This is a genomic window from Bacillus sp. ABP14, assembly GCF_001831375.1.
Taxonomy (GTDB): Bacteria; Bacillota; Bacilli; order Bacillales; family Bacillaceae_G; genus Bacillus_A; species Bacillus_A paranthracis.
In genome coordinates this window covers 4133235-4148198 of the sequence record NZ_CP017016.1, presented here as the reverse complement: position 1 = coordinate 4148198, position 14964 = coordinate 4133235, and the positions used below count along the sequence as shown (strand labels likewise).

Below are 14964 nucleotides of genomic sequence, written 5' to 3'. Positions count from 1 at the left end.
CATGAACGCTCTCGCTGGCAAAACGGTATTGATTACACGTGCCCAGCATCAAGCAAAACAAATGAGTGTAGCGGTGAAAGAAAAGAGCGGAATTCCATTGGAAATTCCGCTTTTGCGTATGGAAGGTATGTCTCATAGGCAAATTCAACATATAGCAGGGCAGTTACATTCGTATGACTGGGTTATTTTTACGAGTAAAAATGGGGTAGCTTTTTTTCTAGATCGTTTGAGACAGAAGCTACCTGTAACGACTAAAATTGCTGCAGTAGGTGTGAAAACAAAGTTAGAGTTAGAAAAGCGAGGCTATCGAGTGGATTTTGTTCCAACTTCATTTGTTGCAGAAGTATTTGCAGAAGAGTTTGTAAAAAGATTAAGTGGAAACGAACGTATTTTATTTCCGAAAGGGAATTTAGCAAGAGACGTAATTCCAGTTGCGCTTCGTGAAATGGGTGTTTCTCTAGATGAGCTTATCGTATATGGTACGAAAGAAAATGTAGAGAAAAAGCAAGAGCTTATAGAAGCGTTAGAAGTAGGGAAAGTAGACATTATTACATTTACGAGCCCTTCCACTGTTACGAGTTTTGTTCGTTTACTTGAGGATACAAACTGGAGAGAATGGACAAAAAAATGTACAATTGCTTGTATAGGGCCTATTACGGAAAAAGAGGCGAGCCTTTATTTTCCGCATATTATTATGCCGAAAGAGTACACTGTAGAAGCATTACTACAATGTGTTTGTGAATCTATAAAATAAAAGAATGGGGATAGAAATCTATGAACTCTTTACAATTTAATCGTCATCGTCGCTTAAGACAAAGTGGAGGCATGCGTGCGCTTGTGCGTGAAACGTTTTTACATACGGAAGATTTTATTTACCCTATTTTTGTATTAGAAGGAGAGAATGTTCGTAATGAAGTGCCTTCTATGCCAGGCGTATATCAAATATCTTTAGATTTATTGCAAGCTGAAATGCAAGAAGTTGTTGATTTAGGTATTCGTTCTGTTATTGTATTTGGTTTACCTGCTGAAAAAGATGAAGTTGGATCATCAGCATATTGTGATCATGGAATTGTGCAACGTGCGATTCAGCAAATTAAAGGTGAATTCCCTGATCTAGTAGTAGTTGCGGATACATGTTTATGTCAATTCACAAGCCATGGTCATTGCGGTGTAATTGAAGATGGTATTATTTTAAATGACGAGTCTCTTGCAGTTCTTGCAAAAACAGCTGTAAGTCAAGCGAAAGCAGGGGCGGACATTATTGCGCCATCAAACATGATGGACGGATTCGTAACAGCAATTCGCCACGCATTAGATGAAAATGGTTTTGGACATGTACCAGTTATGTCGTACGCTGTTAAATATTCATCAGCATTTTACGGACCATTCCGTGATGCGGCGCATGGTGCACCACAATTTGGTGATCGTAAAACATATCAAATGGACCCAGCGAACCGCATGGAAGCATTCCGTGAAGCAGAATCAGATGTAATGGAAGGGGCAGATTTCTTAATTGTAAAGCCAGCTCTTTCTTACTTAGATATCGTTCGTGATGTGAAAAATAACTTTAATTTACCAGTCGTTGCTTATAACGTAAGCGGTGAATATTCAATGATTAAAGCGGCAGCGCAAAATGGCTGGATTAATGAAAAAGAAGTTGTACTTGAAAAATTAATTAGTATGAAACGCGCAGGAGCAGATTTAATTATTACGTATCATGCGAAAGATGCAGCAAGATGGTTACAAGAAGGAGGCGCTAAATAATGAAAAAGTTTGATAAGTCGATTGCAGCGTTTGAAGAGGCTCAAGATTTAATGCCTGGTGGCGTAAATAGCCCAGTTCGTGCTTTTAAGTCTGTCGGTATGAACCCGTTGTTTATGGAGCGTGGAAAAGGCTCTAAAGTATATGATATCGATGGAAATGAATACATCGATTACGTATTATCATGGGGTCCATTAATTCATGGTCATGCAAATGATCGTGTTGTTGAGGCTTTAAAAGCTGTTGCTGAAAAAGGTACGAGCTTCGGTGCTCCAACGGAAATTGAAAATAAATTAGCGAAACTTGTTATTGAGCGTGTTCCATCAATTGAGATTGTGCGTATGGTTAACTCTGGAACAGAAGCGACAATGAGTGCGCTACGTTTAGCTCGTGGTTATACAGGGCGTAACAAAATTTTGAAATTTATCGGTTGTTATCACGGTCATGGTGACTCGTTATTAATTAAAGCGGGTTCTGGTGTAGCAACGCTAGGTTTACCAGATAGCCCTGGTGTACCAGAAGGTGTAGCGAAAAATACGATTACAGTAGCGTATAACGATTTAGAAAGTGTGAAATACGCTTTCGAACAATTCGGTGATGATATTGCTTGTGTCATTGTAGAACCAGTAGCAGGGAATATGGGGGTTGTTCCTCCGCAACCAGGATTTTTAGAAGGTCTTCGTGAAGTAACAGAGCAAAATGGCGCATTGCTTATTTTTGATGAAGTAATGACAGGATTCCGTGTTGCTTATAATTGTGGACAAGGTTATTACGGTGTAACACCTGATTTAACTTGTTTAGGTAAAGTAATCGGTGGTGGATTACCGGTAGGAGCATACGGTGGTAAAGCAGAAATTATGCGCCAAGTTGCACCGAGTGGACCGATTTATCAAGCAGGTACTTTATCAGGTAACCCACTAGCAATGGCAGCAGGTTATGAAACGTTAGTACAGTTAACGCCAGAATCGTATGTAGAATTTGAGCGTAAAGCTGAAATGTTAGAAGCTGGCTTACGTAAAGCGGCTGAAAAACATGGCATTCCGCATCATATCAATCGTGCGGGTTCTATGATTGGTATCTTCTTTACAGATGAACCAGTTATTAATTACGATGCAGCAAAATCTTCAAACTTAGAGTTCTTTGCGGCTTACTATCGTGAAATGGTAGAACAAGGTGTATTTTTACCGCCATCCCAATTTGAAGGTTTATTCTTATCGACAGCACATAGTGATGCAGATATTGAAGCGACGATTGCAGCGGCTGAAATTGCAATGTCAAAATTAAAAGCTTAATTGAATAAAAAAATCGCTCTCCGTAAGGGGAGCGATTTTTTTTATTCATAAAGTCAGCTTTCCGTACATAAATCTGTAATGACATATAGTTTGGGAGGGGGAAAAGAAGTGGCAACAGATCATTCATTACGTTTTTCATTAAAAGAATCTGTTTGGTTCCAAAAAGGACAGGAAGTCGAAGAACTTTTGTCAATTTCGTTAGATCCAGACGTTGAGATAGAAGAGCTTGATCATGAGGTAATTGTGAGAGGGCAATTAGATTTAACGGGAGAGTATGTTGCAAGGCAAGATGATTCAGCTTATTCATTAAGAGATCTATCGCCAGCGAAGTCCATTGATTATGTAGAAACGAGAGAAGATGGGGTTAATGAACTTGTTCATTCCTTCCCGCTTGAAATATCAATCCCAAGAAACCGTGTGAAAGTAATTGAAGAACTATATGTATCTATCGAGGAATTTGATTATGAACTAAAGGAAAATGGTTGCTTACAATTATTAGCGGATATATCTATTACAGGTTTATGTGATGAAGAAAGAATTGAGGATGAAGAGGAAGAAACGGCGTATGCTGAGTTAGAGGATGATTCTGCGCAAGAGCATGAAACTAGACCAACGCCACAAGTCGAAGAGCCAGCCTATAAGGAATCAGATGAGTGGGAAGATTACGCATTTGAACCGTTCCAACTAGAAGAAAGAAAAGAGCAGGAAGTAGAAGAAGAGGAAATAGAAGAACATGAATTTGTAGAGCGTGAAGAGGAGAAAGAAACAACGCCGCAATTTGAATTGTTCGGAAGAAAAGATTTTAAGAAAGAACAAGCGAAAAAACAAGAAGTACAAGAAGAGGAAACGTATTCACAGCGGGATGAAAATGCGCTTTATTTAACGAAATTATTTACGAAAGAACCGGAAGAAGAATTTACAAAGTTAAGAATGTATTTTGTGCAAGAAGGAGATACGATCGAATCTGTTGCAGAACGTTATGAAACATCTGTACAAAACTTATACCGTGTCAATCAAACAGAAGATATATATTTAACTACAGGACAAATTATTTATATTCCTGTTTCAAGAGCAAAAGCGAAATAAGTGAGTGTTTTCACTCACTTATTTTTCTAAAGGCTATGTTTTGAATAGAAAGGGTTATTCGTATGGATATGGAATTACGAAATCGTTATGAACCCATTGTAAGGCAATATAGATTGGATACGCAGCATATGGAAGAGCACGGAAGTGTGACGAAAATTTATACGAATCAAGGTCCATATGCGCTCAAGAAAATAGAAGGCAAGAAGTTAGAGCGGAATAACTTTTTGCATCATATTCAATATTTGAAGGAGAAAGGTTTTTCAAATTATGTACCTATATATCATGCGACGGACGGAAATTATATTTTAAGTGATGGTACGTATAATTATTATTTAATGCCTTGGTTAGAGCGTGCGGAAGGGAACGGCGAGGATAATGATCAATACCATAAAATGTTTCAGACTCTCGGAACGTTGCACCAAAAAACGGTAAAAGAAGAAACGTATACAGAAGAGGATTTAGAAAAACATTATACAAATATATCCAATCGTTGGGAAAATGATGGAGAGATGTTAGAAGAGTTTCTTGTAGAATCGGAAGCGAAGTGGTATATGTCTCCGTTTGAATTGCAGTATTGTACGTACTATCATCATGTAATGAGGGCGCGTGAGTTTGCGACGAAGCAATTAAATGAGTGGAACGATGCAATGAAAGAAAAAGAAACAACGCGCATTACTTTTGTACATGGTAACGTATCGCTTAATCATTTTTTATTTGATTATGAACGGAATGGCTATTTTATTAGTTTAGAAAAATCGAAGTTTGCAACACCTGTGCAAGATATTGTAGGCTTTTATTCTCGGTCTTTAAACACATATCCAATTGCGCGAAGTGATCGGTTTGAATGGTATCAAATGTATCAAAAAAATTTCCCTTTTACGAAAGAAGAGCAACTACTCATGTTTGCGTATATGACGTATCCATCGCAATTTATTCGGCAAATCCAGTCTTATAAGAAAAGAAGAGAGCGGCGTAATGAGGAAAATGAACTTCTCGGAGTAAAGAGTTTGCAACAAGCGCATTGGCTCGTTAGTAATATAGAATATTTTCTTTCGCAATTACAAGCTGCCCAGCAAGGGAACGGATAAAGAAGGTAAGTAGAGGATGTTACTTATCTTCTTTTTTTTACTCAAAAAGCTGTAGTATTAAATTTATCTTGACGAATAAGGTTTCGTTTTTTACACTATTGTATATAATAATTAACAATCATATAAATGCCTTGAAGGGGAAGAGTATAACAAGAAACGTCTTCAGAGAGGAGAATCATTAGCTGGGAGATTCTCTAGATAGTTATGTTAGAAGGTAGCCCTGGAGCATCTTTTCTGAACGGAATAGTTCTCATTAGGAAAAGACGGATTTGTCCGTTATCAAATTAAGAGTATAAGCAAATTCCTGAATTTGTTTGTAAATAAAGGTGGTACCGCGATGTCCCTCGTCCTTTTTTGGATGAGGGGCATTTTTTATTTTAAGGAGGGAAAATAATGTCAAACACGGAAAAGAATTTACCAACTAAATATGATCATATGTCCGTTGAAGAAGGCCTTTATCAGTGGTGGTTAGAAGGCAAATATTTTGAAGCAACAGGAGACGAGAAGAAACAACCGTATACAATTGTAATTCCACCTCCGAACGTAACTGGTAAGTTACACTTAGGTCATGCTTGGGATACAACTCTTCAAGATATTTTAACTCGTACGAAGCGTATGCAAGGTTACGATGTATTGTGGCTTCCAGGAATGGACCATGCGGGTATCGCAACACAAGCGAAAGTAGAAGGGAAACTTCGTGAAGAAGGTATTTCACGTTACGATCTTGGCCGTGAGAAATTCCTTGAAAAGGCTTGGGAATGGAAAGAAGAATACGCTTCTCACATTCGTCAACAATGGGGGAAAGTTGGTTTAGGACTAGACTATTCTCGCGAACGTTTCACATTAGACGAAGGTTTATCTGATGCGGTTAATAAAGTATTCGTTCAATTATACGAAAAAGGCTTAATTTACCGCGGTGAATATATTATCAACTGGGACCCGGCAACACGCACAGCTCTTTCTGATATTGAAGTAATTCATAAAGAAGTTCAAGGTGCATTCTACCATATGAACTATCCGTTAACAGATGGATCTGGTCACATTCGTCTTGCAACAACTCGTCCAGAAACGATGCTTGGTGATACAGCGGTAGCGGTTCATCCAGAAGACGATCGTTACAAGCATTTAATCGGAAAAACAGTTACACTTCCAATCGTAGGCCGTGAGATTCCGATTATTGCTGATGAGTATGTAGAAAAAGATTTCGGAACAGGTGTTGTAAAAATTACGCCAGCTCATGACCCGAATGACTTTGAAGTAGGTAACCGTCATGACTTACCACGTATCTTAGTAATGAACGAAGATGGAACGATGAACGAAAAAGCTGGTAAGTATAACGGTATGGATCGTTTCGAGTGCCGTAAAGCGTTAGTAAAAGATTTACAAGAAGCGGGCGTATTAGTAGAAATCGAGCCTCATATGCATTCAGTAGGTCATAGTGAGCGTAGTGGTGCAGTTGTTGAGCCTTACTTATCAACACAATGGTTCGTAAAAATGGCTCCACTTGCTGAGAAGGCAGTAGCGCTTCAGCAAAAAGAAGAAGAGAAAGTAACGTTCGTACCAGATCGTTTCGAAAACACATATTTACGTTGGATGGAAAACATTCACGACTGGTGTATTTCTCGTCAATTATGGTGGGGACACCGCATTCCAGCTTGGTATCATAAAGAAACTGGTGAAGTATACGTAGGTACAGAAGCGCCAGCAGATATTGAAAATTGGAATCAAGATAACGACGTACTTGATACATGGTTCAGTTCAGCGTTATGGCCATTTTCAACACTTGGTTGGCCAAATGAAGATGCAGCGGACTTCAAACGTTACTATTCAACTGATGCACTAGTAACGGGTTATGACATCATCTTCTTCTGGGTATCTCGTATGATTTTCCAAGGTTTAGAGTTTACAGGCGAGCGTCCATTTAAAGATGTATTAATTCACGGTTTAGTTCGTGATGAGCAAGGACGTAAAATGAGTAAATCTCTTGGTAACGGTATTGACCCAATGGAAGTTATCGAGAAGTACGGTGCAGATGCAATGCGTTTCTTCTTATCAACGGGAAGTGCACCAGGTCAAGACTTACGTTTCAGCATGGAAAAAGTAGAATCTACTTGGAACTTCATTAATAAAATTTGGAATGCATCACGTTTCGTATTAATGAATATGGATGACATGAAGTATGAAGAAATCGATTTAACTGGTGAAAAATCAGTTGCAGATAAGTGGATTTTAACTCGCTTAAATGAAACAATCGAAAGCGTAACGCGAAACATGGATAAATACGAATTCGGTGAAGCTGGTCGTTCATTATACAACTTTATTTGGGACGATTTCTGTGACTGGTACATTGAAATGGCGAAACTTCCTCTATACGGTGAAGATGAAGCAGCTAAGAAAACAACTCGTTCTATTTTAGCTTACGTATTAGATCAAACAATGCGTCTGTTACACCCATTCATGCCATTCGTAACAGAGAAGATTTGGCAACATTTACCGCACGAAGGCGAATCTATTACAGTAGCAGCGTGGCCAACAGTACGCGAAGATTTACAAGATGCAGAAGCTGCAGCAGAAATGCACCTTCTAGTTGATATCATTCGTTCTGTTCGTAATATCCGTGCAGAAGTTAATACGCCAATGAGCAAAAAAGTTCAAATGCAAATTAAAGCAAAAGACGAGGCTGTACTTGCTCAACTTACGAAAAATAGTTCTTACATTGAGCGTTTCTGTAACCCAAGCGAATTAACAATTCAAACGGATTTACAAGCGCCAGAAAAAGCGATGACTGCAATCGTAACAGGTGCAGAGTTATTCTTACCGTTAGCTGATCTTATCAATCTTGATGAAGAGAGAGCACGTCTTGAGAAAGAGCTTGAGAAGTTCGACAAAGAAGTAGAACGTGTACAGAAGAAACTTTCAAACCAAGGTTTCGTAGCGAAAGCTCCTGCAGCAGTTATTGAAGGAGAGCGTGCGAAAGAGCAAGATTACCTAGAAAAACGCGAAGCAGTTCGCCAACGTCTAGCAGATCTTGAGAAATAAAAATGTTTTTTAGAGACTCACTATATTGGTGAGTCTCTTTTCTTTGCGTATAATAGAAAGGTAAAGGTTGTCTTTTGAAAGGGGAAAGCATACGTGATACATACATACGAAGAAGCGATAGGGTGGATTCATAGCCGATTGAAATTTGGTATTAAACCGGGATTAGAAAGAATGAGATGGATGCTAGAAGAACTCGGAAATCCAGAACGTCACATAAAATGTGTTCATCTTGCTGGTACAAATGGAAAAGGTTCAACGTTAACATATATGCGCTACATGTTAGAAAATGCAAAATATAAGGTAGGAACATTTACCTCCCCTTATATTGAAACATTTAACGAGCGTATTAGTGTGAATGGAACACCAATTGCAGATGAAGAGATTACTGAACTTGTAAAGATGGTAAAGCCAGTCGTTGAAAAACTAGATGAAACGGATTTAGGGGAAGCGACTGAGTTTGAAATTATTACTGTTATGGCAATTTGTTACTTCGGTAAAGTTAATTTCTGTGATGTTGTTTTATTTGAAACAGGGCTTGGAGGGCGCTTTGATTCTACGAATGTGATTCATCCAGTTCTCACGATTATTACGAATATCGGTCACGATCATATGCATATTTTAGGTAATACATTAGGAGAAATTGCATATGAAAAGGCGGGAATTATTAAGTCTGGTGTTCCGGTTATTACTGGTGTGCAAGATGAGGAAGCGTTGCAAGTCATTCAAAAAGTTGCAAAGGAAAATCATGCAAATGTATACGAGATGGGCAACCATTTTACATCGTTACATAAACAGTCTAGCGAAGATGGAGAACATTTCGATTTCACTTGCCCTTTCGCCTCTTTTGAAGATGTGCGAATTTCAATGAAAGGCAGCCATCAAGTAGGAAACGCAGCACTTGCACTTATGGCAGTCATGTATGTAAAAACATACTTATCATTTTTAATTGAGGAAGAAGAAATAAGAACGGGATTACAGGAAGCGTATTGGGTGGGGCGCTTTGAAAAACTGCAAAGTAATCCGGATATTATTATAGATGGTGCTCATAACCCAGAAGGTATTGAAAGTCTTGTGAAAACGGTAGAATCACATTACAAAGATAAAAATGTAATAGTTTTATTTACTGCCCTTGGTGATAAACAATTGCACAATATGGTAGGTCAATTAGAAAGCATCGCCGATGAAATTATTTTTACAACATTCGCCTTTGATCGTGCTATTTCAGCAGGCGAGCTTGCGTCGTATGCAAAGAAAGAGTCAAAATTAGTTTTTGAAAATTGGAAAGAGGCAATTGATACGAAGGTTGAAATGCTTGGAGAAAATGATGTTTTTATCATAACAGGTTCTCTTTATTTCATTTCGGAAGTTCGAAAATATATTCGCGAAAAAAACTAGATAGTCTTTGCTATCTAGTTTTTTTGTTCTACAAATGAAGTCAAATGCATACATATAAGATAAATATATAGGGTTATTTGGCGAATTCCTCTGACAAATATCTCGTTTTTTTGTGAAAGGAATATGATATGATGCGGACAACGATAAGAGGTGAGGTGTGAGTGTATGGACAAGCAATCACGAACGATCTCAGTGAAAGTGAATGGAACAGAAGCGAAGTATGAGGAGAAGAAGAAAGATGAATTTGACTGGATGGTAGTAGAAAGTGAAAGGCCAAAAAACGTTGTTCCGTTTCAAAAATCGAAAGTAGCGTCTACGGAAAAAAATCGAAAGAAGTGGAGCAATACGTTAATTGCAATCGTTGCAACTGCAATTATTATTGGTACGGCGTTTGGGATGGGGATGCTACAGTTACTGAAAGGACAAGGTGCGACAGGAGGAAGCGAAGTAACAGCTTCGAAGCAGATGCGAAAGGAAGAATCAAAGGTGGGTGGAACGGCAGAACAAACACCAGCACCAAAAGAGGAAAAAACAAAAGCACAGACAGGAACGTCATTAGATCCAATGAAATTATTTTTTGTTCAAGGAGGAATCTATTCTTCTGAAGAAAAGGGACAGGCCGCTCTTGAAGAGTGGAAAGGTAATGGAGGTGTAGCAGCCTTAAAACCGAGCGGTGATAAGTATGCATTAGTTGTTGGTATTGCTAGCGATGAACAAGGCATAAACCAATTAATGACGCAGTATAAAAAAGATAATGTCTCCGTATTGAAAAAGGACTGGGATATAACAGATAAAGCGTTACTTAAAGATGATAAAGAAGTTGGGGCGTTTTTAACAAAAGTACAGCCATTATATACTCATTTAGCAAAATATGCTTCTAGCGTACAAGCTAGTGAAAAAAGTAATGCAAAAGATATAAGTGCAATCGAAAAAGAGTGGAAAGCGATTGAAAAAGAAGGGAAAAGTATGAAGCAGGAAGAAGCGAAGAAATTGTATATGTATACGTCGGTAGCTGTGCAAACAGTGAAGGACGGAAAAGATGATAAGGAATCATTAGCGAAATTAAATCAAGTTATCATTGATGGTATACTTTCATACGAAAAAATTGTTTCACAAAAGGTGAAATAATAGGATAATGAAATGACGAAGGAAGAAGTGTAGAGGCTTCTTTCTTTTCTTTTGAATTTAGAGTAAAGTGCTTTCTCTATGACAGGAATATAATCGTGTTTTGGTAAGGAAGTATTATTTTGTTTAGAGAAAATAATATTTCTTTTATTTGTGGACAAACTATTCCTTTGATACGATTGATATAAATGATTCTGCTTCATGTGAGAAAGGAAGGAGAAAATATGAAAAAACTTATTTTAGCTTCAGGATCACCTCGCAGGAAGGAATTGCTTGAGTTAGCGGGTGTACCATTTGAAATTGTTGTAAGTGAAGTAGAAGAAACGATTGGTGCGTATTCATCGCCTTCTGATATTGTTATGTCCCTTGCCCTGCAAAAAGCATCTGCGGTAGCAGAAAATAACAGTGATTATATTGTGTTAGGTGCAGACACAATTGTTACATATGAGTCGCGTATTCTTGGAAAGCCATCTAATGAGGCTGAGGCGAAAGAAATGTTGCAATTATTATCAGGGAAAACACATGAGGTGTATACAGGTGTTGCAATTATAGCAAAGGACAAAACAGTCACTTTTTACGAGCGTACAGAAGTTACGTTTTGGGAATTAACAGAAGAGGAAATTGACACATACATTGCATCAAAAGAGCCTTTGGATAAAGCAGGAAGTTATGGGATTCAAGGTAAAGGATCTATTTTTGTTCAACATATTCAAGGGGACTACTATAGTGTAGTTGGGTTACCAATTTCACGTCTTGTTCGGGAATTAAAACAATTTAATATTGATGTAACCCATGCGTAAAACTGCATGGGATTTTCTTTGAGAGAACAAATAAAGGGGTGGAGAAATGAACGGTATTCGTGATGTTGTCAAAGAAGAACAGCCACGGGAGCGTTTATTGTTAGAAGGGGCTGGAAGTTTATCCAATCGGGAGCTTCTTGCAGTGTTACTCAGAACAGGTTCTAAAGAAGAAACAGTTTTAAAGTTATCGGATAAAATTTTGCATCATTTTGATGGTTTACGTATGTTGAAAGACGCAACGCTAGAAGAGTTAGTGAGTATACATGGTGTTGGAGTTGCGAAGGCATCACAGCTCATCGCTGCTTTTGAACTCGGTAGAAGAATGGTGCGTTTAGAATATCAAAATAGATACAGCATTCGAAGCCCGGAAGATTGCGCCACATATATGATGGAAGAAATGCGCTTCCTGCAGCAGGAGCATTTTGTATGTCTATATTTGAACACAAAGAATCAAGTTATACATAGGCAAACGATTTTCATTGGAAGTTTAAACTCATCAATTGTACATCCAAGGGAAGTTTTTAAAGAAGCGTTTCGCCGTGCAGCAGCCTCTATCATATGTCTTCATAACCATCCCTCAGGAGACCCAGCGCCGAGCCGAGAAGATATTGAAGTAACAAAACGCTTAGTAGAATGCGGCCGGATTATCGGAATTGAAGTGCTCGATCATATTATAATAGGTGACCATAAATTCGTGAGTTTAAAGGAAAAAGGTCATATTTAAGACTATGCTTTTTACTTATTTTGTTTTATAATGTGATTTATGAGTTTTTTGTAGAAAATTATCTACAAAAAGGATAAAGATATAAAAAACGTACTGTTTTTATAATATAAAGTAAGAAAAAATGAGTCCGTGAAAACAAGAAAGGAAGATAAATAATATGTTTGGATTTGGTGGCTTTACTCGCGATCTTGGAATAGACTTAGGAACTGCGAACACGCTTGTATATGTAAAGGGAAAAGGTGTAGTTTTACGTGAACCTTCAGTAGTAGCGTTACAAACTGATACGAAACAAATCGTTGCTGTAGGTAGCGATGCAAAACAAATGATTGGTCGTACACCAGGAAACGTTGTGGCACTTCGCCCGATGAAAGACGGTGTAATTGCTGATTACGAAACAACAGCAACAATGATGAAATATTACATTCAACAAGCTCAAAAATCAAATGGATTCTTCTCACGTAAGCCTTATGTAATGGTATGTGTACCATCTGGTATTACAGCTGTAGAAAGACGTGCAGTAATCGATGCGACTCGTCAAGCTGGTGCTCGTGATGCTTATCCTATCGAAGAACCATTTGCAGCAGCAATTGGTGCAAACTTACCTGTTTGGGAACCAACTGGTAGCATGGTTGTTGATATCGGTGGCGGTACAACAGAAGTTGCAATCATTTCTTTAGGTGGTATTGTAACAAGTCAATCAGTTCGTGTTGCTGGTGATGATATGGATGATTCAATCATTCAGTACATTAAGAAAAGCTACAACTTAATGATTGGTGAAAGAACAGCTGAAGCATTAAAATTAGAAATCGGTTCTGCAGGCGAGCCAGAAGGTATCGAGCCTATGGAAATTCGCGGTCGTGATTTAGTAAGTGGTTTACCAAAAACAGTACTAATTCAGCCAGAAGAAATTGCAGATGCATTAAAAGATACAGTAGATGCAATTGTAGAATCTGTTAAAAATACGTTAGAGAAAACTCCACCTGAATTAGCGGCAGACATTATGGACCGTGGTATCGTATTAACAGGTGGCGGAGCATTACTACGTAACTTAGATAAAGTAATTAGTGAAGAAACAAATATGCCAGTTCTTGTTGCAGAAGACCCATTAGATTGCGTAGCAATTGGAACAGGTAAAGCATTAGACAATATCGATCTTTTCAAAACTGCTGCTCGATAATATTGCAAAATAAAAATCAATGAAATTAAGAGGGTGTGAACGTGCCACAGTTTTTCTTAAACAAAAGATTAATTGTTTTGTTAGTTAGTATTATTCTTCTCGTGGCATTGATTGGAATCTCATTGAAAGAACGGAACAGTTTAACATGGCCAGAGCAGTTTGTTAAAGACACTGTCGGTGTTGTAGAACGTGTATTCCAAAAGCCAGCGAAATACGTAGCTGGATTCTTCGAAAATGTAGAGGATGTAAAGCGCACGTATGAAGAGAATAAAGAATTAAAAGCAAAATTAGACAATTATGCAGGTCTATCAGGGAAAGTAAAACAATTAGAAGATGATAACAAGAAGTTACAAGAGTTAACGGGTAAAGATAAGTTAAATAGCGGTTATACTGAAATTCCAGCGACTGTTGTTTCTCGTAATCCAGATAAATGGTACGATTTAGTTGGACTTGATAAAGGGGCACAGCAAGGAATAAAAAAAGATATGGCTGTATTAACTCCCCAAGGTTTAGTGGGACGAGTGAAAAGTGTATCTCAGTTTACATCATCAGTAGAGTTATTAAGCTCTATGAGCCGAACAAATCGTGTTTCTGCTATCGTACAAGGGAATGAGAAAATCTTTGGATTGATTGAAGGTTACGATAAAGAAAAGCACTTACTCCTTTTCACAAAGATTGGCTCTGATGCTCAGGTAGATAAAGATCAACTAGTTGTAACATCTGGACTTGGTGATATTTTCCCGAAAGGTCTTGTAATTGGGACAATCGTTGATGTTCAGCAGGATCCATACGGTTTAACAAAAACAGCTTATGTAAAGCCAGCCGCTGATTTAAATGACGTAGAGCATGTTGTAGTTGCGAAACGTGAAACGCCTTCAGCGCCATTAGAATAGGAGGAGGAGAAGAGATGATGAAGATTTTAAAAAGAGCAGCTCTTCCTCTTTTGCTCCTTTTTGCTTTTTTATTTGAAAATATGTTTGCTACTATTGTTCCAACAGAGGTTTTTTGGAAAGACAGTATAGCATCACCTCATTTCTTTATCATTGTGTTATGTTTTATTACTGTGTACTATAGTCCGGTCCAAGGGATTTATTACGGACTATTATTTGGTTTCTTATTTGATACCGTATACACGGAACTTGTTGGTATATATATTTTTGCGTATCCGATTTTAGTTTATTTAGTTTATAGTGTGATGAAGGTACTACAATTGAATTTATTTATTGTTACTTCTATCGTACTAGCTAGCATAGTAGCATTAGAGTATTATGTGTATGGATTTTTAACTTTGTTAGGACGTACTCATATGTCGGCGTATGTCTTTTTCACAGATCGTCTCCTGTCTACTTTATTGCTAAATGCAATTTTCTTATTGATAGTTTGTTTCCCACTGAGACGATATTTAGTGCGTCTTTCAAAAGCGATGGAAGAAAAAGAAAAAAGGATTTTCTAATTTTATGTCGAATTGAATCGGTGG

13 protein-coding genes and 1 other annotated feature are annotated in these 14964 nt (G+C 37.9%); all 13 genes read left to right on the top strand.

The window, feature by feature from the left end; genetic code table 11:
- Position 1 precedes the first annotated feature (1 nt).
- The 13 genes from hemD (at position 2) to mreD (ending at position 14940) form a co-directional block, all read left to right on the top strand.
- Positions 2-754, top strand: a complete 753-nt coding sequence (hemD, locus tag BGI23_RS21565; RefSeq protein ID WP_000992332.1) for a uroporphyrinogen-III synthase — start codon at positions 2-4, stop codon at positions 752-754.
- Positions 755-774: 20 nt separating this feature from the next.
- Complete coding sequence (gene hemB, locus BGI23_RS21560) at positions 775-1764, top strand: porphobilinogen synthase (protein ID WP_001087058.1); 990 nt, start codon at positions 775-777, stop codon at positions 1762-1764.
- Positions 1764-3053, top strand: coding sequence for a glutamate-1-semialdehyde 2,1-aminomutase (hemL, locus tag BGI23_RS21555; RefSeq protein WP_000712926.1), 1290 nt, complete (start codon positions 1764-1766; stop codon positions 3051-3053). The genes hemB and hemL overlap by 1 nt, the downstream gene beginning before the upstream one ends.
- Positions 3054-3161: 108 nt before the next feature.
- Positions 3162-4139 (top strand): stage VI sporulation protein D, encoded by a 978-nt coding sequence (gene spoVID / locus BGI23_RS21550; protein ID WP_000179737.1) that lies wholly within the window; start codon positions 3162-3164, stop codon positions 4137-4139.
- A 62-nt stretch (positions 4140-4201) separates the two neighbouring features.
- Positions 4202-5227: a spore coat protein YsxE gene (ysxE, locus tag BGI23_RS21545; RefSeq protein ID WP_070806887.1), complete on the top strand. Its 1026-nt coding sequence runs from the start codon at positions 4202-4204 to the stop codon at positions 5225-5227.
- 122 nt (positions 5228-5349) lie between these two features.
- Positions 5350-5582, top strand: a binding site (T-box leader).
- 38 nt (positions 5583-5620) lie between these two features.
- The gene (locus BGI23_RS21540; RefSeq protein WP_000072228.1) at positions 5621-8266 is read left to right on the top strand and encodes a valine--tRNA ligase; all 2646 of its coding nucleotides are present in this window, start codon (positions 5621-5623) and stop codon (positions 8264-8266) included.
- A gap of 93 nt (positions 8267-8359) precedes the next feature.
- Positions 8360-9661 (top strand): bifunctional folylpolyglutamate synthase/dihydrofolate synthase, encoded by a 1302-nt coding sequence (locus BGI23_RS21535; RefSeq protein WP_070806886.1) that lies wholly within the window; start codon positions 8360-8362, stop codon positions 9659-9661.
- Positions 9662-9826: 165 nt separating this feature from the next.
- Entirely contained in the window at positions 9827-10789 is a 963-nt protein-coding gene (locus tag BGI23_RS21530) for a stage II sporulation protein B (protein WP_070806885.1), read from the top strand.
- A 221-nt stretch (positions 10790-11010) separates the two neighbouring features.
- Positions 11011-11586 (top strand): Maf family protein, encoded by a 576-nt coding sequence (locus BGI23_RS21525; RefSeq protein WP_070806884.1) that lies wholly within the window; start codon positions 11011-11013, stop codon positions 11584-11586.
- Positions 11587-11632: 46 nt separating this feature from the next.
- Positions 11633-12310, top strand: coding sequence for a DNA repair protein RadC (gene radC, locus BGI23_RS21520; protein ID WP_001013383.1), 678 nt, complete (start codon positions 11633-11635; stop codon positions 12308-12310).
- Between the two features lie 157 nt (positions 12311-12467).
- Positions 12468-13487 carry a cell shape-determining protein MreB gene (mreB, locus tag BGI23_RS21515; RefSeq protein WP_000466737.1) on the top strand — a complete coding sequence of 340 codons (1020 nt, stop codon included), beginning with the start codon at positions 12468-12470 and terminating at the stop codon, positions 13485-13487.
- 41 nt (positions 13488-13528) lie between these two features.
- Complete coding sequence (mreC, locus tag BGI23_RS21510) at positions 13529-14380, top strand: rod shape-determining protein MreC (protein ID WP_070806883.1); 852 nt, start codon at positions 13529-13531, stop codon at positions 14378-14380.
- A 14-nt stretch (positions 14381-14394) separates the two neighbouring features.
- The gene (gene mreD / locus BGI23_RS21505; protein ID WP_000975746.1) at positions 14395-14940 is read left to right on the top strand and encodes a rod shape-determining protein MreD; all 546 of its coding nucleotides are present in this window, start codon (positions 14395-14397) and stop codon (positions 14938-14940) included.
- The last annotated feature ends 24 nt before the right edge of the window (positions 14941-14964 follow it).

Bases quoted from the DNA above. Each gene is read 5' to 3' on its own strand.
- hemD (WP_000992332.1), top strand. From the start codon at position 2: ATGAACGCTCTCGCTGGCAAAACGGTATTGATTACACGTGCCCAGCAT.
- hemB (WP_001087058.1), top strand. From the start codon at position 775: ATGAACTCTTTACAATTTAATCGTCATCGTCGCTTAAGACAAAGTGGA.
- hemL (WP_000712926.1), top strand. From the start codon at position 1,764: ATGAAAAAGTTTGATAAGTCGATTGCAGCGTTTGAAGAGGCTCAAGAT.
- ysxE (WP_070806887.1), top strand. From the start codon at position 4,202: ATGGATATGGAATTACGAAATCGTTATGAACCCATTGTAAGGCAATAT.
- BGI23_RS21540 (WP_000072228.1), top strand. From the start codon at position 5,621: ATGTCAAACACGGAAAAGAATTTACCAACTAAATATGATCATATGTCC.
- BGI23_RS21530 (WP_070806885.1), top strand. From the start codon at position 9,827: ATGGACAAGCAATCACGAACGATCTCAGTGAAAGTGAATGGAACAGAA.
- BGI23_RS21525 (WP_070806884.1), top strand. From the start codon at position 11,011: ATGAAAAAACTTATTTTAGCTTCAGGATCACCTCGCAGGAAGGAATTG.
- radC (WP_001013383.1), top strand. From the start codon at position 11,633: ATGAACGGTATTCGTGATGTTGTCAAAGAAGAACAGCCACGGGAGCGT.
- mreB (WP_000466737.1), top strand. From the start codon at position 12,468: ATGTTTGGATTTGGTGGCTTTACTCGCGATCTTGGAATAGACTTAGGA.
- mreD (WP_000975746.1), top strand. From the start codon at position 14,395: ATGATGAAGATTTTAAAAAGAGCAGCTCTTCCTCTTTTGCTCCTTTTT.